We start from the raw sequence: 23307 nt of genomic DNA on the forward strand, positions 1-23307 counted from the left end.
CGTAACTGTGGCCGCATGATAAGTGTGACCCAATCCCCGACCGAACCCGATTTTGTGCAAAATCCGTACCCGTTCTATGCAACGGCACGGGCCAGCAGCCCGCTGCAGTTCTGGAGCGAGTACAACATGCCCGCCGCCTTTAGCTACGACGCTGTCCAGGCCCTGCTAAAGGACCGCCGCTTTGGTCGCGAAATCCCAGCTGAAATGGCCACTGACGGCCCTGCCCACCTCACACCGTTCCTGATGACCGAGGCGCATTCACTGCTGGATGCCGAACCGCCACGCCACACCCGGTTGCGCAGACTGGTGTTGCGGGCCTTCACCTCGCGCGCCATCACTGCACTTAGCGACGATATCGAGAACCTCTGTCACCAGCTGATTGACACATTCCCGGACACGCCGTTCGATTTGCTAGATACCTACTGTACGCAAGTCCCAGTGATCGTAATCTGCCGCCTACTGGGTGTCCCCGAAGACATGGCCCCGCAGTTGCTAAAATGGTCCCACGACATCGTCGCGATGTATCAGGCCAGCCGCACAATCGAGACCGAGCATCGCGCCGCCGCCGCCTCTGCTGAGTTCATCGATTTCCTGCACTCTTACATCGACCAACGACGCAACGATCCCCGCGATGACCTGATCACCCGACTGATCACCGCCGAGGAAGAGGGCGAAAGTCTCAGCACAGATGAGCTGATCGCCACCTGCATCCTACTGCTTAACGCTGGTCACGAAGCCACGGTTCATAGCATCGGCAACGGAGTGAAATGCCTGCTGGAACAGGGCCTGGACCCCGAATGGCTAAAACCGGAAGGAATCGATCGCACGGTCGAAGAAATCCTTCGCTACGACCCGCCGCTGCACATGTTCACTCGCTACGCCTATGAAGAGATCGAGATGTTTGGCCACACTTTCCAGCGTGGCGATCAGGTAGCCCTGCTGCTTGGCTCCGCCAACCGCGACCCACTAGGGTTTGCAGATGCCGAAACGTTTGACCCAACCCGCGAAATTAAGACCAACACGGCCTTTGGTGGCGGGCTGCATTTCTGCGTCGGAGCACCATTGGCCCGTCTGGAAATGAAATTCGCGCTGCCGATCCTGTTTGACCGCTGCCCAAACCTCGCACTGGCCGAACCACCCCAGTTCAGCAACACCTACCATTTCCACGGCCTAACCAAACTGATGGTCACAACTTGAGTCTTGTCGTGTTGAGTCCTGTCTGGGTCAAGGATGGCCACAGGCCACTGCGCCCTAGCGCGGCCCGTCCTTGACGCGGGCACGACTCAGCAAAAGCTCGACATGGCGATTAAGGGCAAATCTGCCCTTAATCGCCTCTCAGCAAAACCTCCTCGCATGCCAACTAAGACATGCCGACCAACAGCACGTCACCTCTCCACCTGCTGAATAAAAGTGCGCGGAAGCGCTCAATTTGGTTCCGCCTCAGCTTTCCAATGGCAACATCGTCGTGGACTTGATCTCTTCCATCGACAACAGCGCGGTGACGTTATGCACCCGCACCTCAGAAATCAGCGCCTGATAAAACGTGTCATAGGCCCGCGCGTTCTGCACCCGTACCTTCAGGATATAGTCGATATCTCCCGCCAATCGATGCGCTTCCTGCACTTCTGGGCGATCCCGTAAGGCTTTCAAGAATTTCGCCTGCCAGTCCGCCTCATGCGCGGATGTTCGGATCAGCACAAAGAAACACGCCTCAAACCCCAGCGCTTCAGCATCCAGCACCACTGTCTGCTGTCCAATCACCCCTGCTTCGCGCAATTTCCGAATGCGATTCCACACGGGCGTCTTAGAACTCCCCACATTTCGGGCAATTTCATCCAGAGATTGACTGGCATCGCGCTGCAGCTCTGCCAGAATTTTCCGATCCGTGGCATCAATTCGTACCGACATTTTCACTTCCCTCGTGTTTGGCAACTTTTCTACCACTTAGCCGCGCAGATTGGAATGCCCGTTCTTATTCACGTCAGCATATAGCAAAGAAGTGGGATTATTTCCTATATCTAAGATCAATCGAGACGCAACCCACGAGGCCGCAATGCTGAACAACATGCCCAGAACTTCCGATGCCTCACGCGGCACCGTCTGCATGCAGCCGGGCCAAGTGACCTTTGCGGGCTCCGGCCCCGGCGATCCAGATCTGTTGACAGTCAAAGCACTCAAAGCTCTACAACAGGCTGATGTAATTTTGCATGACCGGCTCGTCAGCGACGAAATCCTGCAATTGGCCGGGCCTTCGGCAGCACTACAGGACGTTGGCAAAGAGGGCTTCGGCCCACAGGTCACGCAGCAAGAGATCTGTGGGCGTATGGTTGCACTGGCAAAATCCGGTCTTCGGGTGCTGCGCCTCAAGGCTGGCGATCCGGCCATCTTTGCACGCCTCGACGAGGAACTGACTGCCTGCGATCTGGCTGGCATCGGCTACAACGTCATCCCTGGCATCACTTCGGCCTCAGCTGCCGTGGCTAACATTGGCCAAAGCCTGACCCAACGGGGCCGCAATGCCTCGGTTCGCTTTCTGACCGGTCACGACATGAAAGGCTTTGCCGACCACGACTGGGCCACACTGGCCCGCGCCGGTGAAGTTGCTGCGATCTACATGGGCAAGAAATCCGCCCGCTTCATCCAGGGCCGCCTGATCATGCACGGTGCGGAGCGCAACACGCCCGTGACAATCGTTGAAAACGCCTCACGCCCCAACCAGCGCATTCTGGAAACAACCCTGGACAAATTGCCCGACGATCTGGCCGACGCCGGATTTGACAGTCCTGCCCTCACTCTCTTTGGCCTGGCGCCCCGCGCCAGCCTTGCCGCCCTTACCGATCTCAAGCTGGAGCAAGCATAATGGCCCGAGCCTTTACCCCTAAAGTGATCACCGCCAACCACCTAATCGAAGGCGACGTGATCTATCTCACTGCCACTGACACCTGGAGCCGCGATCTGGCCGAGGCCGAACTGATCACAGACGAGGCCCACGCTCAGCTGCGCCTACTCGACGCACAAAGCCAAGCCGCCACTGTTGTCGGCGCCTATCTGGCCGACGCCGTGTCTGGCGACGCTGGCCCCGAACCCACCCATTTCCGCGAGGAGTTCCGCCGCACCGGGCCTTCGAACTACGCCCACGGCAAGCAGGAGGCCCTGGCCCATGTATAAGTACAACGAATTCGACGCCGCTTTTCTGGCCGAGCGCAACGCCCAGTTCCGCGCCCAGGTCGAGCGCCGCATTGACGGCTCACTTACCGAGGACGAGTTCAAACCCCTGCGCCTGATGAATGGTCTGTACCTGCAGTTGCACGCCTACATGCTGCGCGTTGCCATCCCCTATGGCACGCTGAATTCCGCCCAGATGAACCAATTGGCGCTGCTAGCCGAGAAATGGGACAAGGGCTATGGCCACTTCACCACCCGCCAGAACATCCAGTTCAACTGGCCCAAGCTAAGCGACGTGCCAGATATGCTCGATGCCCTGGCCGAGGTTGGCATGCACGCTATTCAGACTTCCGGCAACACCATCCGCAACGTAACGGCTGATCACTTCGCCGGTGCTGCTGCGGATGAAATTGAAGACCCACGCCCTGTGGCCGAACTGATCCGCCAGTGGTCCACCGACCACCCTGAATTTCAGTTCATGGGCCGCAAATTCAAGATCGCCGTTGGCGGTGGTGCCAAAGATCGTGCTGTGCTCAAAGCCCACGACCTAGCAGTTCGCGTTGTTCAAAATGATGCTGGCGAAATCGGCTACCAGATCCTGATCGGTGGCGGCTTGGGCCGCACCCCGATGATAGGCAAAGTGATCAACGACTTCCTGCCCCGTGCCGACCTACTGCCTTACCTCGAAGCCGTAGTTTCCGTTTGGAACCAAATTGGCCGTCGCGACAACAAGTATAAGGCCCGCATCAAGATCACCCTGCACGAGCACGGTATGGATGATATCCGCGCCCGCGTCGACGCTCGTTTCGCACTGATCAAGCCAACCTTCCAAGGCGCTGACCAAGAACTATTTTCTGAAATCGAGGCTTATTTCGCAGCCCCTGACTTCCGCACCGACTCAACTGCCGTGTTCAGCACTGCATACAAAACTGATCCTGTTTTCCGTTCTTGGGTCGACACCAACCTGGCTGAGCATCGCCAAGACGACCATGCCATCGTCACCATCTCCATCAAAAAGCACGGCGCCACTCCTGGCGATGCCAGCGCTGAACAAATGCGTGTCATGGCAGATCTAGCGGCCAAATACGGCTATGACGAATTGCGCATCAGTCACGAGCAGAACGTGATCCTCCCCCATGTCCACAAGTCGGACCTACCCGCGATCCATGCCAAGCTGAAACAGCACGGTCTAGGCACCGCCAATATCGGATTGATCTCGGACATCATCGCCTGCCCTGGCATGGACTACTGCGCGCTGGCCACCGCCCGCTCAATCCCGGTTGCCGAGCAGCTGGCCACCCGCTTCGACGAGCTAAAGCTAGAGCACGACATCGGCCACCTGCAAATCAAGATCTCGGGCTGCATCAACGCCTGTGGCCACCACCACGTGGGTCACATCGGCATCCTGGGGCTGGATCGCGCTGGCGTAGAAAACTACCAGATCACTCTGGGCGGCGACGCCACTTGGTCAGCGGCAGTCGGTGAACGCGCTGGCCCCGGCTTTGCCTATGACGAAATTATCCCGGCAGTAGAACGCATCGTTTCGGCCTATCTCGACATCCGCAGCACACCCGATGAAACCTTCCTGGAAACATATCGCCGGGTTGGCCTCGCCCCCTTCAAGGCCGCACTCTACCCTGAAGCGCAGAAAAAGGTCGCCTGATCCCATGCTTCATCTGGCTAAAAATATCCCGGGGGCCCGGGGGCCGGCCCCCGGCGAACGCGAACTCGCCGAAAAGGTCGACGCGCTGAATGCACGCTACCGCCACCACTCGGCAACTGCGGTAATGCAGGGGGCGCTCGAGGATGCCGGCCATATCGCGCTGGTTTCCAGCTTTGGTGCTGAATCCGTAGTGCTCTTGCATATGGCAGCGGTGATTGATCCGATGACCCCGGTCGTCTTTGTCGACACCGAGCTCCTGTTCACCGAAACCCTCGTCTACCAGACCGAGGTGACCGAGCGTTTGGGGCTGCGCAATCTCAGTATCATTCGCGCCGACGACATCGCCGAAAAAGATCCCTACGGCGCTATGCGCTTTACCAGTACCGATGCCTGCTGCGCCCTGCGTAAAACTGCGCCATTGCAAAAAGCGCTCATCGGCTACGACGGCTGGATCACCGGCCGCAAACGGTTCCAGGCAGGCAGCCGCGCCGCGATGGACTTTTTTGAGATCGAGGAAACCACTAACGGCCTCACAGGCCGCATCAAGATCAACCCTCTGGCCCACTGGGCGCCTGAAGATGTGCGCACCTATATGGATGAGAATAACCTTCCCCGTCACCCACTAGTGGCCAAAGGTTACCCTTCGATCGGCTGTGCCCCTTGCACTTCGCCGGTGAAAGACGGCGAAGATCCCCGCGCCGGACGCTGGCGTGACCAAACCAAAGAAGAATGCGGCATCCACGTGGTGGATGGGCAATTTATTCGCACAGGAGCAGATTCATGACTGTGATCGTAACTGACACGGGCTTTGGCCCGGACACTTGGACCGCTGGCTATGAGGGCAACACTGCGCTCGACCTGCCGTCCGACACCAATCCAGTAGAACTGGTGGAACAGCTGGACGCTGATGTGCAGATGATCCGCATCAACTTCCCCAGCTTTGCTGACGGTCGCGGCTTTACCATCGCCCGCCAGTTGCGCCTATCCGGCTACACCGGCCATATCCGCGCCTATGGCCATGTGATCGCTGACCAATACGCTATGGCGCGTCGCTCGGGTTTTGACGATGTCGAGATCAGCGAAGACCTGGCTGCTCGTCAGCCCGAGACCCAATGGCTGGCGCGCGCCAACTGGCAGCAGCACAACTATCAATCCCGTATGCGCGGCGGCTCTCCCGCTGCCGCTTAGGATATCATTTGCATGCTAATGATTGTGTTTTCGGCACATCACATCCTTCTTGTGCCGAAAACTTGCAAAACAAATCCTTTCCCTGACCCATATCAATGATTAATCAGAGGTGTCGGCTAAACAGTCGGCAGTGTAACCGATGAACGAGATAACCCCAGTGACCGATGCCGCCACCAATGCCGAGCCTGTAAAAGCCGTTCCGACCCTTCCTGACGCCCAAACCGTCACCGCGGTTAAGCACTGGACAGACAAGCTGTTTTCCTTCCGCGTGACCCGCCCTTCCACCATGCGTTTCCGCTCGGGTGAGTTTGTGATGATCGGCCTGATGGGCGATGTGAACCCAAAGACCGGAAAGCAAAAACCACTGCTGCGCGCCTATTCCATCGCCTCTCCCTCTTGGGATGACGAGCTGGAGTTCTACTCGATCAAGGTTCAGGACGGCCCGCTGACATCAAAATTGCAGCACATTCAGGTCGGCGATGAAATCATCCTGCGCCCCAAACCCGTCGGCACCTTGGTGCACGATGCCCTGATCCCCGGAAAACGGATCTGGTTCTTTGCCACTGGCACCGGCTTTGCACCTTTTGCCTCGCTACTGCGCGACCCGCAAACCTACGAAGACTACGACGAAGTGATCATCACTCACACCTGCCGCACCGCAGGCGAGTTGACTTATGGTGCCGAGCTGATCGAGAACCTTAAGCAGGACGAGATGATGATCGAACTGCTGGGGCAGGAAAACCTGGACAAGATCCGCTATTACCCAACCACCACCCGCGAAGAGAGCCCCAAGATGGGCCGCATCACCGACCTGATGCGCTCGGGCGAGGCGTTCACTGATCTTGGTGTTGATCCAATCAACCCGGACAGCGACCGCGCCATGGTTTGCGGTAACCTGGCCTTCAACCTTGAAATCAAGGACTTGCTCGAAGGCTACGGCTTGGAAGAAGGCGCAAACTCCAAGCCTGCTCAATACGTGGTGGAAAAAGCCTTCCTCGACTAAAATTGAGACGTAAGAACTGCGAAAGGGCACTCTCCAGACCGGAGGCTGCCCTTTTTACACATATACAGGCGCTTTTATCCGCGATAATGAATTTGGCCGCCTACAACTGCGCCCCTAGTCCTAAGGCAGTCAATACAGTTTTCCCTACTCAATCTAAAAATCGGGTTAGCAATATCCACGGCGAAAACCTCACTCCCCGCTAATAAGCAAAGAGATGGCTTTACGTCCCGACCACCTCAAAGGGGGGCGAAATCGGTTTCACCCTTAGTGGCCAAACTTGGCCGACGACCAAAATTCCGTAAAAACCAACAAAAAGCAGCAATTCTAACCCGCTTCAGCGCCACATTCTCATATTGATGCCTTGAAAACATCATTCTCCCCGGTCATACGAAGCAAACAGCTTGAATCATGTGCCCGACGGCGCTATTTTTCAGGTGATTTTCGCAATGACAAAAGGATTACCGTCATAGCCCGCAGACCCCATAATGCGCCGCCGCAACGCGACACCGGCCCGCGCGTCAACGAGAAAATTCGTGACTCTGAAATCCGCCTGATCGGCGCCGAAGGCGAAAACGTTGGTGTGGTTCACCCGGCGAAGGCCATGATTATGGCGCAAGAGGCCGGACTGGATCTGGTTGAAATTTCGCCAAATGCTAAACCGCCCGTGTGTAAGATCATGGATTTTGGCAAGTTCAAGTATGAACAGCAAAAGCGGGAAAGCGAAGCGCGTAAGAAGCAAAAAATCATCGAGATCAAAGAGGTCAAGTTCCGGCCTAACACTGATATCCATGATTACGGCGTCAAAATGCGCAACGTCTATAAGTTCCTGGAAAACGGCGACAAGGTCAAAGTGACCCTTCGGTTCCGTGGCCGCGAAATGGCCCACCAGAACCTTGGCCGCGAGCTGCTGGAACGTGTTGCCGCTGACATCAAGGAACACGGCAAGGTCGAAAACATGCCAAAAATGGAAGGCCGTCAGATGATTATGCTGATTGGTCCCCTGCCAAAGTAACGACTGCTTTTATCTGACATTCAAACGCCCTCGCAGCCATTTTAGCTCGAGGGCGTTTTCATTTGCAGCACTAATAATGCTCCTCAGAACCCCAAATTAACAACTTCATTTTAGTACTCTGTAATTCGAACTCGATTTCTCGTCCGCGCAAAATCCAACTATTACAGGATCTTATTGATGAAGTTCACTGCCTTCTCTTGCATTGCAATCCTTCTAGCGGCTTCCACCGCTTCTGCCTTTACATTCGAAAGTGGGAATTGGGCGGCTGCCAAAGTCGGCCACGCCTGCCATGTCTTTACCCAGCGGGCTGCTCGCGACACCTCCGGCGCCCTTGTGTTCACCTTCCACAATGGGGGGTACAACTCCAGTTTTGGCTATGACTATCACCCCTGGCCCGGCGAAACCGGCGCCCCCTGGGACGAAGAGGATTTTGTCATTCTGGCTTTTGACGGTGAGGAAAGCTGGCTGGGGGATGAGATGTTTACCCATCAGGGTAATGGCGGCTACGGCGCCTATATGACCGACGGCATGGTTCCAGATATGATAAACTCGATCCAGAACTCCACATCCTCGGTCGAGGTCATGCTGGATCGCAGCGCCAAGGGGGAAGTCTGGCTGTACGGCAAATTCTCCACTGCAGGGTTTGCAGAAAGCCTGCAACGTGCCAGCGAATGGTGCGCCTTTGACCCGCACAATCTACCCACGTCCTAGGCACCTACTTGTCCCAAGGATATTGGCTACAGTTCAACCTGAGGCCAATATCGATTATTCATTCAATAGACCTTTGTTCCTCAGCAAATTCTGGCCGCTTGGCCATCATGCCAATCAGATGCGCAGTGGTCCTAGGTGCCATGCAAGTCACAGATCATACCTGACGGGTTCATGCCCCCTTATCTGCGCAAAACTCAGCCCAGCGTCTCCCTGCGCGTAAGAAAAAGTTGCTGCAATCTAGAACACAACCTAGCCTCACCCTATCGCTCGTCATGGTTTCTAAGGATTGAGAAAGGTTATTTCATGAACGTATTTTACAGTGTACCTACTGTTGTCACCGCGGTCGTGTTCGCTTCAACCGTCACTGCAACACCATTTGATGGCTTGTATAAATCCGAACACGGCTCATGGACCTGCGACCCCTTGGACATTGGCATGGATGGCGGATCACTTGGCATTGATGGCGACTTTCTGTACGGCCTAGAAAGCGAATGTGAGCTGACAAACCCAACAAATGTTCGCGGTATGGACGCTATCTTGTACGATTCAATATGCACAGCAGAAGGCGAATCCTACCCGTCATCCCGTGTAATGATCATGCAACACGACGAGGGGATTTATCTTATTCAAGACGGATCCGTCGGCGACTGGCGTGATTGCACGTAACCGCTAACAACCGCAAACTCTGACAATCAATAGTCGGCAGGCCCTTTAACTTATAAAGCCCCGCCAATCGGCGGAGCCTCACCCTCTTATTATGCAAGCCTCAGGTGGCCGCAGCCACCGCCCGCTTGGTCATAACGCCAACCAGATGCGCACGGTATTCCTTGGTCCCATGCAGGTCACCAATCATACCTGACGGATCCAAAGACAGGCCCGCAATCGCATCAGCTGCGAAATCAGCGCTCAGCGCCGCCTCAGCCTCACCCCAGCGGAATACCCCCTCCTCAGAAGCACCGGTCACTGCAACCCTCACCCCGTCGGCATGTTTGGCCACAAACACCCCCACCAGCGCAAAACGCGACGCTGGCTGCACAAACTTCTGATAGCTCGCTGCCTGTGGTACCGCAAACTTGACACTAGTGATGATCTCACCCTCGTCTAGCGCAGTATCGAACATGCCCTGAAAAAAGTCATCTGCCGCAATCTCTCGCGCGTTGGTAACAACCGTCGCAGCCGAAGCCAGCGCCGCCGCCGGATAGTCCGCTGACGGATCATTATTGGCCAATGACCCGCCAATGGTGCCGCGATTGCGCACTGCCGGATCACCAATACGCCCAGCCATCCTCGCCAGCGCCGGATAGGCACTAGCCTGCGCCGCAACTTCGGCATGGGTAACGGCCCCTCCAACAGTCAACAAACCACCGTCAGCCGACACGCCCTGCATCTCGGCGACACCACTCAGACTCACCAACTTGGCCGGGCTGGCCAACCGCTGTTTCATGGTTGGGATCAGGGTCTGCCCCCCACCCAGCGCCTGCGCTTCGTCACTTGCCAATGCCGCGACCGCATCCACAACAGACGAAGGCTTCTCATACTCGAAATTATACATTTCGCTTCCTTCCTCAGACAGCCCGGACCCCAGCGGATCCCAGCTTCATCTGGCTAAAAATATCCCGGGGGTCCGGGGGCTGCCCCCCCTGCGCTCCCCATCCAATCACCCATTCATCGCGGCCCAAACCCGACCGGGGCTTAGTGGCATATCAATATGGGTCACATCCTTACCTGCAGATTGCAGTGCATCCACCACCGCATTTACCACCGCAGGCGGGGAACCAATGGCCCCGGCCTCACCACACCCCTTAACCCCAAGCGGGTTATGGGTGCAGGGAGTCTGACAGGAATGATCCACCGCATAGAATGGCAGATCATCGGCCCGGGGCATCGCATAATCCATGTAGGACGCACTCAGCAACTGACCGTCCTCATCATAGACACAGCCCTCTAGCAGCGCCTGACCAATGCCCTGGCCAATACCACCATGCACCTGCCCATCCACAATCATAGGATTGATGATATTGCCAAAGTCATCCGCAGCCGAGAACCGTTCGATGCTGACCTTGCCAGTGTCCGGATCTACCTCAACCTCGCAGGCATAGGCCCCTGCCGGATAAGTAAAGTTGGCCGGATCATAAAACGCGGTCTCCTCAAGCCCCGGTTCAAGCTCTTCAGCCGGGAAGTCATGCGGAACATAAGCTTTGAACGCAACCTCGCCAAAGGCAACCGACTTGTCAGTGCCTGTAACGCTGAACTGCCCGTCCTTGAACTCGATATCAGCCTCCGAAGCTTCCATCATATGAGCTGCAATCTTGGTAGCCTTTTTGATGATCTTCTCGGTCGCACGCACAACAGCCGACCCACAAACTGCCAATGATCTTGATCCATAAGTTCCCATACCAAAAGGAATTTTGGAGGTGTCACCATGCACAATTTCAATCAAGCCTTCGTCGATGCCGAGCATCTCAGCAACCACCTGTGGAAACGCGGTCTCATGGCCCTGCCCGTGGCTATGGGCGCCAACCATGACAGCAAGTGTCCCCGTCGCGTTCACACGAACTGTGGCTGCATCATACAGCCCCACACGCGCACCAAGCACACCAACTAGGTTAGACGGCGCAATTCCGCAGGCCTCAATATAGCTATTGATGCCAAGGCCACGAATTTTCCCATTGGCTTCACTTTCCGCACGGCGTGCAGGGAAACCTGCCAAATCGCCGATTTCTTCCAGCTTATCCATGACCGCATCGTAGTCGCCAGTGTCGTATTGCAAACCAACCGGGGTGGTGTATGGGAACTGATCCGGTTTGATAAAATTCTTGCGGCGTATAGCTATCGGGTCAATTCCCAGCTCTCGAGCACATTTGTCGATTACACGTTCAATCGAATATGTCGCCTCTGGTCGACCGGCACCGCGATATGCGTCAACTGGGGCTGTATTTGTGATGACAGCCTTCAGGTTCACATAAACATTTGGAACGGCGTAGTTCCCCGCCATCAGCGTCCCATGCAAGAAAGTTGGAACACAGGTCGAGAAGTTCGACAGATAGGCGCCAACATTGGCAAGTGTCGACGTACGGATCGCGATAAATGTTCCATCTGTTTCCGTCGCCAGCTCAATAGTGGTGACGTGATCACGACCATGCGCATCGGTCAGGAAACTTTCACTACGATCTGCGGTCCACTTAACAGGTCGACCTAGTTTCTTAGCAGCGGCCAGAACCAGCGCTTCCTCACCATAGTGGTAGATTTTCGACCCAAAACCACCACCAACGTCAGGCGCAATAACCGTCAATTTGTTCTCAGGAATTCCCATAACAAACGCACAAATCAGCAACCGCGTCAGGTGCGGGTTCTGCGATGTGGTGTACAGGGTGTAGTCACCAGTGCCCGGATTGTAATTCGCCGTCGACGCGCGTGGCTCCATGGCATTGGGGACAAGCCGGTTGTTCACCAACTCCAAGGTTGTCACATGCGGCGCGTTCTTAATCGCTTCATCTGTTGCCGCACGATTGTCTTCTATCCAACCCCAGTCAAAACACAGGTTGGTTTCAATTTCATCATGCACCAGTGGTGCACCTTCGGCCAGCGCGGCGACAGAGCTAGCAACAGCGGGCAACTCATCAATGTCCACCTCTAATGCTTCAACGGCGTCGCGCGCTTGTTCATATGTTTCCGCTATGACGGCTGCATAGGCATCCCCGACGTGACGTACCTTGCCATGCGCCAACACCGGGCGCTTTGGCTCTTTCATAGGTGTGCCATCACGGCTTTCAATGTACCAGCCAGCAGGGTTTCCGCCGACCTCGACAAAATCTTCGCCGGTAAACACCGCCAAGACACCAGGCATGGCCTCAGCAGCGGACGTGTCGACGCTGTTGATCTTACCATTGGCAACATTCGAACGTGCAAATGCCGCGTAGGCCTGTCCATGTAGATTGATATCGTCGGTATAATTTCCGTTCCCAGTCAGGAACCTTACATCTTCGCGCCGCTTCGGGCTGGCGCCAATGCCACTATCCTTAGGCATATTCAAATACTCCTCCCCTGAGCCGGCCTTAATTTACCGGTCCAAACTATTTACTCTCCACGCTTGCGACGACGACTTAGAAACCAACTCAGCCCGATCACGACAACAAACGCCAATCCTTTGGGTATCAGGCGCAAGATCTGTTCGTTTTCAGGTGCATAGCCAATCTGGTCGATCAAAACATTTCCACCAACCAGTATCCCCAGGCCAAGCACGAAACACAGTAGAAGGCTGATAATCGTCTTCGCCAAGTAACTACTCCACCGCGAGGGCAGAAACGTCTTGCCCACTGGCTGCCATGATGGATTTTACGATGTTGTGGTATCCGGTACAGCGGCACAGGTTGCCTTCCAGATACTCCCGGACATCTTGCTCCGAAGGCTTTGGGTTATCCTTCAACAGCGCTGCCGCCGACATCACCATGCCCGGAGTGCAAAATCCGCACTGTAACCCATGATGTTCCTGAAACGCGGCTTGAATTGCATTCAGCGACCCATCTGCTGCGGCTTGCCCCTCAATCGTGGCAACCTCGGCACCATCTGCTTCGGCGGCCAGCATCGTGCAGCTTTTCACCGCTTTGCCATCTACATGCACTACACAGGCACCGCATTGGCTGGTGTCGCATCCCACATGTGTTCCGGTCAGGCCTAATTGCTCGCGCAGGAATGAGGACAGCAACGTGCGCCCCTCAACCTCTCCGCTGGCGGCCGTCCCATTCACGGTCATCGAGACCTTAGTCATGAACTCCTCCCTTAGCTATTTTGTTGGCTAAGGGGAGTTAAGCACGGGTTTGCCAATCTGCGAAACACTTTACGCGTGTTATCGAAAAATAATATGTGCACATTCGATCATGGAATTATCCATTTGTGGAGCGCCGTGGCATTGGACGGGTTGGAATTTCCTTGAGCAAACCACCTACGCCCATCGCCGCAATATCACTGCTGCTGACCTCGATCCCACATATCACCCGCTCCAGCACCCAGTCTGCGCCATTCAGAGCTGGCGAGCGTGCGCAGCCCGGCAAGCCAATCACCGGCTTGCCGTTCAAATCACCCAAAAACAGAAGATTACCCGGATCCACTGGCATCCCAAACCGTGTCACCTGCCCCCCAGCCTGTCGCAGCGCCTCGGGTGCGACATCCATTGGATCGGATGTGGCCGAACCTGTCAGAACCAGAACGATATCTCCTTCCGCTGCCGACAGCGCCTTGGCAATGTCCGCCTCACAATGGGGAACAACCACACGATCCGTCAGAACCAAACCCATCCGCTCCAGACGCCCAGCCATAGATGCCCTGCCTTTGTCCGACGGGGTCTCCTCGGTGACGCGAGTCTCGATCAGAGTCGCTGTTGAATAAACAGGCGGCGCGACATTCATCGCATGCGCAGCCCCCTCACAGACCAAATCTAATGCCCGCCGAGGCACCGCATAAGAGATGATCTTGATCGTCGCCACCATCCCCCCGTCATCCACCCGATGGTAATCCGGCACCGTGGCAATCGAAACCATCGGGTCCACCGCGTTGATCACCTCGATCTGCGCCCTGTCCAGTCGCAGCACACCGCACCCGGCGGCATATAGGTTCACCCGTCCTGCGCCAGCTCCAGAAATCCGCAGGTGCTGCCCTGCACTATCCACAACGATAGACTGCGCCAGCAGTGTCGCCGCTTCATCCTCATGGACATCGCCCGGCTCAAGCTGGGCCACTGTGACCTCAGACACGCGCAGCGCCGCAAGGTCCTCTAGATGGTTCGAGGACAGTGCCGTACCCTTTGCGATACGATAGGTCAGTTCACTCTTATAAGGCCGTTGTCCGGCCTCCATCGAATGAGCCAGGATTGCCCCTTCGGCCTTCGGCAATGCCACCAACCCAAACTTCACGCAGCTTTACCACGCAGAACCGCTGTCATTTCCGCAAGTATTGAAACCGCAATCTCCGCCGGACTAGCCGCGCCAATATCCAGCCCAATGGGCCCATGGATACGGCCAATCTGATCATCGTCGAACCCGGCAGCCGTCATCCGGTCCAGCCGCTTGGCATGGGTCCGTTTTGAGCCCAGCGCCCCGATATAGAAACACTCGGCAGTCAGTGCAGCCTGCAATGCCGGATCATCCAGTTTCGGATCATGCGTCAGCAGCACCAATGCGGTACGCGCATCCAACCCCAATTTGGCCACGGCCTCGTCAGGCCAGTCATCCACGATCACCTCGCCGGGAAAGCGGTCCGCACTGGCAAAGGCCTCGCGCGGGTCGATCAACACCGGGTCATATCCCGCAATCCGGGCCATCGGCACCAGCGCCTGCGCAATATGCACCGCCCCCACACAGATTAATCGCAGCGGAGGATTATGCACCGCCACAAAGGTCTCATCGTCATCTTCCATCCCCGAGCGGTCCATTCGCATCCGATCCGCATGACCGTCATGCAGTAACCGTCTCACGCCGAGTTCTAGGTTCACTTCATAGGCCAGCGCCTGCCGCCCAGCGCGTGCTGCAACCAGCTGTTCCAGCAGATCAATCGGTAGTGCAGATCCCACCGGCTCCACCAGAACCTTGATCGTCCCACCACAGGCCAGCCCAACGGCAAAGGCATCCTCATCCGAGACGCCAAACTCTAATAGGCGGTGTTCGCCATCGTTCATGGCATCTAACGCCTCGACCACAACCGCCCCCTCGACACAGCCCCCTGAGACCGAGCCTTCAAAACGCCCCTGATCATCAATCACCAACATTGATCCAGTACGTCGCGGAGCGGACCCCCAAGTTTGAACTACGGTTGCAAGGGCTACCCCCCGGCCCGCACGATACCAATCAAGGGCAGTTTCCGGTGCGCTTTCAAATCGCTTGTTTTGCTGGCTCATTATGTCCTCCACCCCGGCGTTCGGGCGTCTTCACCTTATGACACTTGTCCAAAACGCAATCACAATTCGACATGCGGTGCAAACCCAATCGTCTTTGCCCCAGTATCGAAGGCATCAAAGCAGAGCCATCAATCGTTGCTTTTCACCATGATCATCAGGGCTGGTGATCACCCGCGCCAGATCTTCCAGCGAATTGATAGAATGCCCAGCGCGAAAGCTGTCCACATGGGGCAGCATGGCGCGGATCCCCTGCGCCTTGGGGGCAAATCCCTGCCAGCGCAGCAAAGGGTTTATCCAGATCAAGCGACGCGCCGACAGCTGCAGTCGCTGCATTTCCTTTGCCAATGCAACAGGATCATCCCGGTCCAAGCCATCGGTAATCAACAACACAACAGCCCCATGCCCCATTACCCGCCGAGACCAGTCGCGGTTGAATTCATGCAGGCATTCGCCAATCCGCGTTCCACCTTCCCAATCCTGCGCCTCGGCCCCAGCCGCTGCCAGTGCGGCGTCCACATCCCGCTGTGCCAGATGCCGGGTGATATTGGTCAGACGGGTGCCAAAAGTGAACCCATGCACCTTGGCCCAGCCCGCCCCTTTTGCATTAGAGACCGCATGCAGAAAATGCAGAATGATCCGACTGTATTGGCTCATCGAACCAGAGATATCGCAGATGACCACCAGATTAGGCCAACGAACACGCCGTTTGGCTCGTGCTATTGTCTGGATTTCACCACCATACCGCGCCGCATCCCGCAAGGTGCGCCGCCAATCCGGGCGCTGCCCTCGTGGCGCAGCAATCAGGCGACGCGACTTCAAAGGCTGAACCGGCAAAGACATCTGCGACAATACCCGCTTGGCCGCAGCCACCTCCGTGGTGCTCATCTGTTCAAAGTCGAGTGTGCGAAGCCGCTCTTCGCCAGACATAGTCAGGCTGGCGTCAAACTCGATCTCGGTGCCGTCCTCACTTTTGATGTCTTCCGGGTCAGGCTGAGTACCATCCAGCAATGCCTCGGCCGCGCGCTTCTCACCGGGTTTGGCAGGTTGTTCCTCTTGCACACCGCGCACCGAAGGCATCAGCATCGCCATCATGTGCTCCAGAAACCGCGGATCGCGCCAGTACAGGCGAAAAACCTGCGCAAAGATCACCCGATGTTCCGGCTTGCTAACGAAACAGGCATGCAGCGCCCAATAGAAATCCTGTCGGCTGGTGAACCCTGCTGCCGCCACAGCTTCGACCGCATCCACCACCCGCCCTGGCCCAATCAGCAACCCAGCCTTGCGCAGAGCACGGGCAAAATGGGTGATGTTTTGCGCCAGCTTGGGCTGGTCAGGTAGATCTGGCGGCAGGGTTTCAGACATCAGGTCTCGCGGGGGCTCTGCCCCCGCACCCCCGGGATATTTGTGGCCAGATGAAGGATCATGCCGGGACCAGGCTCGCTTTGGCGTCTTCGAGTATGCGTTTCGCCTCGGAGCCTTGTAGTTTTGATATATCATCCTGATACTTCAGAACTGCACCCAATGTATCAGCAATCACCTCAGGCGAGAGATCAATTACATCCAGCGCCAGCAGGCAGTTGGCCCAGTCGATGGTTTCAGCAACCCCCGGTTTTTTAAACAGGTCTTCGGTGCGCAGGGCTTGCACAAAAGCGACCACCTCGCGGCTAAGCTGGGCGCTGACTTCTGGCGCGCGGGCCTGCAGGATTTCAATCTCGCGCTGGAAGTTCGGATAGTCCACCCAGTGGTACAAGCACCGTCGCTTTAGCGCATCATGCACCTCACGTGTGCGGTTTGAGGTAAGAATAACAATGGGCGGTTCCGGCGCCTTGATGGTGCCAAGTTCCGGGATTGTGACCTGAAAGTCCGACAATGCCTCAAGCAGGAAGGCCTCAAACGGTTCATCCGTGCGGTCCAGCTCGTCGATCAACAACACCGGTGCGCCATGTTCATCCGGGCGCATGGCCTGCAGCAAAGGCCGTTCAATCAAAAACTCATCCGAAAACAGTTCGGATTGCAGCTTACCTCGATCTGCGCCACCTGCCGCCTCGGCGGTACGGATTGCAATCATCTGAGCTGGAAAGTTCCACTCATACACAGCCGACGAAGCATCAAGCCCTTCGTAGCACTGTAGCCGGATCAGTCGTCGGTTCAGCCCTGCAGCCAGCGCTTTGGCGATCTCGGTCTTGCCGACCCCAGCTTCGCCTTCCAGAAACAGTGGCCGTCCTAGCCGTAGCGCCAGAAACACCACCGTGGCCAGCGCCCGCCCACAGACGTAGCCCTGATTGCCAAGCAAGTCCTGCACATGGTCGATTGTCTCGGTCTGCTGCATCTGTGCCCTCCGGTTGCATGCCAAACAGGCCACGGCGCAGCGAAAGCGTCAAGTGCCGAGTGTTGACGCCCGCCTCCACAAGGTGCGATGACACAGAGGCCCACGTCCTCGGTTAGCCGCCAAAAGAGAATTCAATGCGTTATCTTGCCATTACCACCCTGCGCAACGAAGGCGCATTCTTGTTGGAATGGCTGGCCCATCATCGAGCTGTGGGGTTTACCGATTTCTTGGTGTTTTCAAACGACTGCCAAGATGGCACCGATGCGATGCTGGATCATCTACAGGATCTCGGGCATCTGACACATGTCCGCAACGATGGTCCCTATGACCAACGCGGCATTCAATTCACCGCGATGAAAACGGCCGACAAGCATCCTCTTGTTCAACAGGCCGACTGGATCCTGACCCTGGACATTGATGAGTTTGTCAACATTCACACAGGGGACGGCACCCTGTCCTGCCTGTTAGAGGCTTTGCCGCAAGCAGACGCTGTGACCCTGACTTGGCGGTTGTTCGGCAATGCGGGTCAGGTCCGTTATCAGGACCAGCCGGTAACCACACAGTTCACCCGCTGCGCACCCGTGGTGATCCACTGGCCTTGGCGGGCCGCGATGTTCAAAACACTTTACCGTAACAACGGAACCTACCGGAAAACCGGTGTCCACAGGCCGCGAAGCCCTAAGCCCGACCAATTGGAAAACTATCGCTGGTTTGACTCTGAGGGCCGCGAACTGGGACCTGAGTTCAAAACTAAGAAGCTATTTTCGACCTTTGGCCGCACCAATTTCAAGCTTGCGCAACTGAACCATTACCCGCTTGGCTCAATGGAGAGTTATGTGATCAAGGCAGACCGCGGGCGTGTAAACCGATCGGATCTTCCACTTGGGATGGACTATTGGGTTGAACGCAATTTCAATACGGATACGGACAGCTCAGTTGCACAGTACCTAGAACGAACTTCAGAAATTCTGGACGAAATGAAATCAGACTGTGAACTGGCAAAGCGCCACAACGACGCCGTAAAATGGCGGCAGGAACGTTTTTTGTTGCTGATGAATGACGATGCCTACAGAAGCCTGTTTAGCCGCCTGTTGATGACGCCTCCTTCGCGGCTAATCAATGCCACAACCGCCCGAACACTGACTGGTTTTGCCTTGAATAACCGCAGCATCACCTAGGATTAAAAGCACGAATAGTCGAAAAACTGGCACGAGTTCATCCCAATTTGGCCGCATTCTATGCCTAGTGATAAAAACTTGTAACTGGCTCATCACGTAGCCGGGCTCTGAGGACTAGAACGATGCAGGACGGACTGGAAAATCTGGACGAAAGCCTGGCCGGGTTGAACCCACTGCAGTGGCGCAAACGCATGACTGAGTTGGCCGAACAACACGGCATGTACCAGTCCCTTGGCGATCAGCACTTTGCGACCTTCATCGATCAAGACAATACCTTATTGGTCACCTTTGAGACCATTCAGGGTATCCAGAACCTGTCCGAGCAAGCTCAGCCCCTTGGATTTGATCTGGTTAAAAACCAAGGCTGGTCACACCTGTGCCTTATCTCTGACGGCGACACTTGGTTCCGCGAGAGTAAGGTCTTTGGGTTCTTTGATCAGTTGATTGATGATGGGTTCTTTGAGGAATTCGACAAGGTTGTTTTCTATGGCGCCGGCCCCTGCGGCTATGCTGCGGCCGCCTTTTCTGTTGCAGCACCCGGGGCCACGGTAATTGCCATCCAGCCTCAGGCCACGCTGGATCCACAAATGACCGAGTGGGACGACCGATTTATTGAAATGCGGCGCACCTCTTTCACCGACAGATACGGCTATGCGCCGGACATGCTCGACGCTGCCGATCAGGCCTATGTCCTTTACGATCCACGCGAACAGTTGGATGCAATGCATGCGGCTCTGTTCCGCCGTCCGAATGTGGCGCGCTTGCGGTTGCCCAATATGGGTACAGCGATACAAGATCGGCTTATCCAAATGGAAATCCTGTATCAGATTATCTCTTTGGCTGGCGCAGGGAAACTGACCCCACTGCGGTTCTGGAAACAATATCGGGCACGGCGTAACAATCTGGCATACCTGCGACGGGTGGCTGCTTTGGTAAGCGAGCCTGATCGGCCATACCTTGCTGCCCTTCTAAGTCACAATGTGTCACAGCGCATGCGTGCGCCAAAGTTTAGGCGCATGTATAAAAGACTGAAGGAACGTGCCGAGGCTGGTGAATTCACCATGCCCACCTAGGCCTGTGTTGTAGCTCAGAACCCTTGGCCACTTCCCCTTAGCATGCGCCTATGCTAGGGCCTCAGCATGACCCAGAGCCTTACAATCGCCCGCCCCGACGACTGGCACCTGCACCTGCGTGACGGTGCCATGTTAAATGCCGTCCTGCCTGAAACAGCCCGTCATTTTGCCCGTGCCATCATCATGCCCAATCTGGTGCCGCCGGTTGTGACATCGGCCCATGCCGCGGCCTATCGCGATCGCATTCTGGCCGCCCTGCCCGATAGCATGTCCTTTGATCCACTGATGACACTGTACCTGACCGAGGATTCAGACCCAGCAGATGTTGCAGCCGCCCACGCCAGCGGTTTGATAAAAGCAGTCAAACTCTATCCAGCCGGGGCCACCACCAATTCAGCAAGCGGAGTCGCGAACTTTGAGAACGTGCGCGCGGTGCTCGACAAAATGGCCGAGATCGGCCTGCCACTCTGCGTTCATGGCGAAGTAACCGACGCTGACATCGACATCTTTGACCGCGAAGCGGTGTTCATCGACCGTGTGCTGGACCCGATCCGCAAGGCCACGCCGGGCCTTCGTGTTGTGATGGAGCACATCACCACAGCCAACGGCGTGGACTATGTGAAGTCCAACGACAAGGATCTGGGCGCGACCATCACCACCCATCACCTGATCATCAACCGCAACCACATCCTGGTTGGCGGCATCAAACCGCACTACTACTGCCTGCCCGTCGCCAAACGCGAAGAGCACCGTCTGGCCCTGCGCGCGGCTGCCACCTCGGGTGATGCACGTTTCTTCCTGGGCACCGACTCGGCTCCGCATACCGACGACAACAAAGAAAGCGCCTGTGGCTGCGCCGGTTGCTTTACCGCCACCAACACAATGTCGCTGCTCGCCCATGTGTTCGAGGAAGACGGCGCATTGGACAAGCTCGAAGGGTTTGCTTCGAAAAATGGTCCAGCCTTCTATGGCCTGCCGGTGAACGCGGAAACTCTGACCCTGTCCAAACAGGACAGCCCGGTCAACTTCCCGGCAAGCATCGCCACCGAAGACGGCCCAGTCACCGTGTTCGATCCCGGCTTCCCAGTGCACTGGGCCGTCGACTGACGCCAATATGCCCCGCTTTCCTATCGACTTGATTTCCGACACCAGCACCCGGCCCAGCGCCGGGATGCTGCAGGCCATGGCATCTGCGGAAACCGGCGACGAGCAACGCGGCGAAGATCCCACAACGCTGGCTCTGTGCGAACGCATGGCTGACATGCTGGGGATGGAGGCCGCAATCTTTCTACCCTCGGGCACCATGTGCAACCAGATCTCCTTTCTGGTGCACTGCCGCCCCGGTGACGAGATCTTGGCGGCCGAAAACGCACATATCGTGCGTTCCGAAGGGGCCGGAGCCTCAGCCCTCGCAGGCGCGCAGATCCGCGGCATTCCAACGCCCTCGGGTATCTTCACTGCAGATGATGCAGCCGCCCACCTGAACCGCAAACGCGACCGTGCCCCGGTGTCGCGGCTGATCTCGGTTGAGCAAACCAGTAATTCCGGCGGCGGGGCCATCTGGCCACTGAAAACCCTGCAAAAATTGGTGACGCTGAAAAAAGAACGTGACCTGATCCTGCACATGGACGGCGCCCGCCTGTTCAACGCCACTACAGCCAGCGGCATCGCGCCAACAGACATGTGTCAAGGCTTCGACAGTGTTTGGGTCGACCTGTCCAAGGGCCTGGGCTGCCCCGTTGGAGCAGTTCTGGCTGGATCTAAGGATTTCATCGCCCGCGCCTGGGTCTGGAAGCACCGCCTTGGCGGAGCTATGCGCCAGTCTGGCGTGATCGCAGCTGCCGGGCTTTATGCTCTGGACCACAACATTGACCGTCTATCGCAAGATCATAAATACGCCCACTTGCTTGCAAGACTACTCGTGGAGGCGCCGGGGGTACGTGTCTACCCAGAAGTCCCAGAAACGAACATCCTGTTTCTGGATATCACAGACAGCGGTCAAGACACCGCTCAGATGGCAGAGGCTCTCGCCACTCACGGAGTTCGCTTGAACGCCGAAGGCAAAACCCTGTTCCGTGCTGTGACGCATCTTGATCTAAGCGAAGCTCAGATCCAACAAGCAGCAAAAGCCATTATTGCAGCCCTGACGCCTTGACTCTTCCGGGTCGCTTGCGGCCCGGGCATGCGCTAGCCCGCCCCACGGCGGGCGCATGCTGCACCCACCCGGCCTAGCGCTTGCCCCTTGTTGTGTCTCTCGGAAGCAGACCTCACGCTCGCCCCTCTGTCAATTGCAGCCCCACTTTACCGCTTTTCACTCTCGACTTTTGCCCCCCAGCAGGAGTAACAGGGCACCGTTTGTCACGCCAGAGCCCGAGGTTGCCCCATGATCCCCACATCATTTCCAAGCAAAGAAGAAATCGCCCGCCTGTCCGCACGCATGTTGCTGGAAATCGGTGCGGTAGATTTCAACTCAAAAGAGCCCTTCACTCTGGCATCAGGTCTGCCTTCACCGTCTTACGTCGACTGCCGCAAGCTGATCTCTTTCCCGCGCATCCGTTCTACCCTGATGGACTTTCTGACCATCACCATCATGCGCAACGCGGGTTTTGAGGCTTTTGACAACATCGCTGGCGGCGAAACAGCGGGCATTCCCTTTGGCGCACTGGTCGCAGAACGCATGGCGCTGCCAATGACTTACGTTCGCAAAAAGCCCAAGGGCTACGGTCGCAACGCCCGCATCGAAGGTGTGATGAAAGAAGGCGAACGTGTACTGTTGGTCGAAGACATGACCACCGATGGCGGTTCCAAGCTCAGCTTTGTCGATGCCATCCGCGAAACCGGCGCTACCTGCGGCCACACCGCCCTGATTTTCTATTACGACATCTTCCCTGAAACCATCCAGAAACTCGGCGACCACGGTGTCGAACTGCACTACCTGTGCACTTGGTGGGACGTTCTGGCCGAGGCCCGCGCACAGGAAGCTTTCTCAGCCGAAACTCTGGACGAAGTCGAAAAGTTTCTCAAAGACCCTCGCGCCTGGCAGGACGCGCATAAATCCGCCTAAGCCCTTATTGGTCGGAGGGTGTGTCTGTGGAT

At 56.6% G+C, this 23307-nt stretch carries 24 protein-coding genes; 15 read left to right on the top strand and 9 right to left on the bottom strand.

What is annotated here, in order from left to right; all coding sequences use genetic code 11:
* Positions 1-15 precede the first annotated feature (15 nt).
* A complete protein-coding gene (locus DL239_RS00185) occupies positions 16-1197 on the top strand; it encodes a cytochrome P450 (protein WP_167681036.1) in 1182 nt (393 codons plus the stop codon).
* Between the two features lie 243 nt (positions 1198-1440).
* Here DL239_RS00185 and DL239_RS00190 read toward each other — a convergent pair whose 3' ends face one another.
* The gene (locus tag DL239_RS00190) at positions 1441-1908 is read right to left on the bottom strand and encodes an Lrp/AsnC family transcriptional regulator (RefSeq protein WP_167681038.1); all 468 of its coding nucleotides are present in this window, start codon (positions 1906-1908) and stop codon (positions 1441-1443) included.
* Between the two features lie 157 nt (positions 1909-2065).
* Between DL239_RS00190 and cobA the strand changes: the two genes are divergently transcribed.
* From cobA to DL239_RS00235, 9 genes are all read left to right on the top strand, one after another.
* Complete coding sequence (gene cobA, locus DL239_RS00195; protein WP_240931636.1) at positions 2066-2860, top strand: uroporphyrinogen-III C-methyltransferase; 795 nt, start codon at positions 2066-2068, stop codon at positions 2858-2860.
* On the top strand, positions 2860-3168 hold the full coding sequence (locus DL239_RS00200; protein WP_167681040.1) for a DUF2849 domain-containing protein: 309 nt from the start codon (positions 2860-2862) through the stop codon (positions 3166-3168). Before cobA ends, DL239_RS00200 begins: the two co-directional genes overlap by 1 nt.
* Entirely contained in the window at positions 3161-4828 is a 1668-nt protein-coding gene (locus DL239_RS00205; RefSeq protein ID WP_167681042.1) for a nitrite/sulfite reductase, read from the top strand. Before DL239_RS00200 ends, DL239_RS00205 begins: the two co-directional genes overlap by 8 nt.
* A 4-nt stretch (positions 4829-4832) precedes the next feature.
* Positions 4833-5612 carry a phosphoadenylyl-sulfate reductase gene (locus DL239_RS00210; protein ID WP_167681044.1) on the top strand — a complete coding sequence of 260 codons (780 nt, stop codon included), beginning with the start codon at positions 4833-4835 and terminating at the stop codon, positions 5610-5612.
* Entirely contained in the window at positions 5609-6016 is a 408-nt protein-coding gene (locus DL239_RS00215; RefSeq protein WP_167681046.1) for a DUF934 domain-containing protein, read from the top strand. The genes DL239_RS00210 and DL239_RS00215 overlap by 4 nt, the downstream gene beginning before the upstream one ends.
* A gap of 139 nt (positions 6017-6155) precedes the next feature.
* Complete coding sequence (locus DL239_RS00220; protein WP_167681049.1) at positions 6156-7019, top strand: ferredoxin--NADP reductase; 864 nt, start codon at positions 6156-6158, stop codon at positions 7017-7019.
* A gap of 361 nt (positions 7020-7380) precedes the next feature.
* Complete coding sequence (gene infC / locus DL239_RS00225; protein WP_240931638.1) at positions 7381-8031, top strand: translation initiation factor IF-3; 651 nt, start codon at positions 7381-7383, stop codon at positions 8029-8031.
* A gap of 177 nt (positions 8032-8208) precedes the next feature.
* Positions 8209-8742, top strand: coding sequence for a hypothetical protein (locus DL239_RS00230; RefSeq protein ID WP_167681051.1), 534 nt, complete (start codon positions 8209-8211; stop codon positions 8740-8742).
* 303 nt (positions 8743-9045) lie between these two features.
* Entirely contained in the window at positions 9046-9408 is a 363-nt protein-coding gene (locus tag DL239_RS00235) for a hypothetical protein (RefSeq protein WP_167681053.1), read from the top strand.
* Positions 9409-9508: 100 nt separating this feature from the next.
* Here the strand turns inward: DL239_RS00235 and DL239_RS00240 are convergent, their stop codons facing one another.
* The 8 genes from DL239_RS00240 to DL239_RS00275 all read right to left on the bottom strand — a co-directional run bounded on the left by DL239_RS00240 (position 9509) and on the right by DL239_RS00275 (position 17960).
* Positions 9509-10294 (bottom strand): FAD binding domain-containing protein, encoded by a 786-nt coding sequence (locus DL239_RS00240; protein WP_167681055.1) that lies wholly within the window; start codon positions 10292-10294, stop codon positions 9509-9511.
* A gap of 105 nt (positions 10295-10399) precedes the next feature.
* Positions 10400-12769 (bottom strand): xanthine dehydrogenase family protein molybdopterin-binding subunit, encoded by a 2370-nt coding sequence (locus DL239_RS00245; RefSeq protein WP_167681056.1) that lies wholly within the window; start codon positions 12767-12769, stop codon positions 10400-10402.
* A gap of 50 nt (positions 12770-12819) precedes the next feature.
* Entirely contained in the window at positions 12820-13020 is a 201-nt protein-coding gene (locus tag DL239_RS00250; protein ID WP_167681058.1) for a hypothetical protein, read from the bottom strand.
* Positions 13021-13024: 4 nt separating this feature from the next.
* Positions 13025-13510 (bottom strand): (2Fe-2S)-binding protein, encoded by a 486-nt coding sequence (locus DL239_RS00255; protein WP_167681060.1) that lies wholly within the window; start codon positions 13508-13510, stop codon positions 13025-13027.
* A 115-nt stretch (positions 13511-13625) separates the two neighbouring features.
* On the bottom strand, positions 13626-14651 hold the full coding sequence (locus tag DL239_RS00260; protein WP_167681062.1) for a molybdopterin-binding protein: 1026 nt from the start codon (positions 14649-14651) through the stop codon (positions 13626-13628).
* Positions 14648-15631 (bottom strand): XdhC family protein, encoded by a 984-nt coding sequence (locus DL239_RS00265; RefSeq protein ID WP_167681065.1) that lies wholly within the window; start codon positions 15629-15631, stop codon positions 14648-14650. Before DL239_RS00265 ends, DL239_RS00260 begins: the two co-directional genes overlap by 4 nt.
* Before the next feature lie 114 nt (positions 15632-15745).
* Positions 15746-16993: a vWA domain-containing protein gene (locus DL239_RS00270; RefSeq protein WP_167681067.1), complete on the bottom strand. Its 1248-nt coding sequence runs from the start codon at positions 16991-16993 to the stop codon at positions 15746-15748.
* Positions 16994-17051: 58 nt separating this feature from the next.
* Positions 17052-17960, bottom strand: a complete 909-nt coding sequence (locus DL239_RS00275) for an AAA family ATPase (RefSeq protein ID WP_167681069.1) — start codon at positions 17958-17960, stop codon at positions 17052-17054.
* A gap of 134 nt (positions 17961-18094) precedes the next feature.
* On the opposite strand from DL239_RS00275, the gene DL239_RS00280 reads away from it, so the two are divergent.
* The 5 genes from DL239_RS00280 (at position 18095) to DL239_RS00300 (ending at position 23275) form a co-directional block, all read left to right on the top strand.
* Positions 18095-19138, top strand: coding sequence for a glycosyltransferase family 2 protein (locus tag DL239_RS00280; RefSeq protein WP_167681071.1), 1044 nt, complete (start codon positions 18095-18097; stop codon positions 19136-19138).
* A 122-nt stretch (positions 19139-19260) separates the two neighbouring features.
* The gene (locus tag DL239_RS00285; protein ID WP_167681073.1) at positions 19261-20211 is read left to right on the top strand and encodes a phosphoadenosine phosphosulfate reductase; all 951 of its coding nucleotides are present in this window, start codon (positions 19261-19263) and stop codon (positions 20209-20211) included.
* Between the two features lie 66 nt (positions 20212-20277).
* Complete coding sequence (pyrC, locus tag DL239_RS00290; protein WP_167681075.1) at positions 20278-21318, top strand: dihydroorotase; 1041 nt, start codon at positions 20278-20280, stop codon at positions 21316-21318.
* A 7-nt stretch (positions 21319-21325) separates the two neighbouring features.
* Positions 21326-22366, top strand: coding sequence for a threonine aldolase family protein (locus tag DL239_RS00295; protein WP_167681077.1), 1041 nt, complete (start codon positions 21326-21328; stop codon positions 22364-22366).
* 228 nt (positions 22367-22594) lie between these two features.
* The gene (locus DL239_RS00300) at positions 22595-23275 is read left to right on the top strand and encodes an orotate phosphoribosyltransferase (RefSeq protein ID WP_167681079.1); all 681 of its coding nucleotides are present in this window, start codon (positions 22595-22597) and stop codon (positions 23273-23275) included.
* The last annotated feature ends 32 nt before the right edge of the window (positions 23276-23307 follow it).

The organism is Parasedimentitalea denitrificans, from assembly GCF_011813015.1.
Classification (GTDB): domain Bacteria; phylum Pseudomonadota; class Alphaproteobacteria; order Rhodobacterales; family Rhodobacteraceae; genus Parasedimentitalea; species Parasedimentitalea denitrificans.

Coding starts and splice junctions, on each gene's coding strand:
- pyrC (WP_167681075.1), top strand. CDS start 20,278: ATGACCCAGAGCCTTACAATCGCCCGCCCCGACGACTGGCACCTGCAC.
- DL239_RS00285 (WP_167681073.1), top strand. CDS start 19,261: ATGCAGGACGGACTGGAAAATCTGGACGAAAGCCTGGCCGGGTTGAAC.
- DL239_RS00295 (WP_167681077.1), top strand. CDS start 21,326: ATGCCCCGCTTTCCTATCGACTTGATTTCCGACACCAGCACCCGGCCC.
- DL239_RS00200 (WP_167681040.1), top strand. CDS start 2,860: ATGGCCCGAGCCTTTACCCCTAAAGTGATCACCGCCAACCACCTAATC.
- DL239_RS00275 (WP_167681069.1), bottom strand. CDS start 17,960: ATGCAGCAGACCGAGACAATCGACCATGTGCAGGACTTGCTTGGCAAT.
- DL239_RS00230 (WP_167681051.1), top strand. CDS start 8,209: ATGAAGTTCACTGCCTTCTCTTGCATTGCAATCCTTCTAGCGGCTTCC.
- DL239_RS00265 (WP_167681065.1), bottom strand. CDS start 15,631: ATGAGCCAGCAAAACAAGCGATTTGAAAGCGCACCGGAAACTGCCCTT.
- DL239_RS00215 (WP_167681046.1), top strand. CDS start 5,609: ATGACTGTGATCGTAACTGACACGGGCTTTGGCCCGGACACTTGGACC.
- DL239_RS00240 (WP_167681055.1), bottom strand. CDS start 10,294: ATGTATAATTTCGAGTATGAGAAGCCTTCGTCTGTTGTGGATGCGGTC.
- DL239_RS00245 (WP_167681056.1), bottom strand. CDS start 12,769: ATGCCTAAGGATAGTGGCATTGGCGCCAGCCCGAAGCGGCGCGAAGAT.
- DL239_RS00300 (WP_167681079.1), top strand. CDS start 22,595: ATGATCCCCACATCATTTCCAAGCAAAGAAGAAATCGCCCGCCTGTCC.
- DL239_RS00270 (WP_167681067.1), bottom strand. CDS start 16,993: ATGTCTGAAACCCTGCCGCCAGATCTACCTGACCAGCCCAAGCTGGCG.
- DL239_RS00205 (WP_167681042.1), top strand. CDS start 3,161: ATGTATAAGTACAACGAATTCGACGCCGCTTTTCTGGCCGAGCGCAAC.
- DL239_RS00190 (WP_167681038.1), bottom strand. CDS start 1,908: ATGTCGGTACGAATTGATGCCACGGATCGGAAAATTCTGGCAGAGCTG.
- cobA (WP_240931636.1), top strand. CDS start 2,066: ATGCCCAGAACTTCCGATGCCTCACGCGGCACCGTCTGCATGCAGCCG.
- DL239_RS00235 (WP_167681053.1), top strand. CDS start 9,046: ATGAACGTATTTTACAGTGTACCTACTGTTGTCACCGCGGTCGTGTTC.
- DL239_RS00280 (WP_167681071.1), top strand. CDS start 18,095: ATGCGTTATCTTGCCATTACCACCCTGCGCAACGAAGGCGCATTCTTG.
- DL239_RS00255 (WP_167681060.1), bottom strand. CDS start 13,510: ATGACTAAGGTCTCGATGACCGTGAATGGGACGGCCGCCAGCGGAGAG.
- DL239_RS00185 (WP_167681036.1), top strand. CDS start 16: ATGATAAGTGTGACCCAATCCCCGACCGAACCCGATTTTGTGCAAAAT.
- DL239_RS00220 (WP_167681049.1), top strand. CDS start 6,156: ATGAACGAGATAACCCCAGTGACCGATGCCGCCACCAATGCCGAGCCT.
- DL239_RS00210 (WP_167681044.1), top strand. CDS start 4,833: ATGCTTCATCTGGCTAAAAATATCCCGGGGGCCCGGGGGCCGGCCCCC.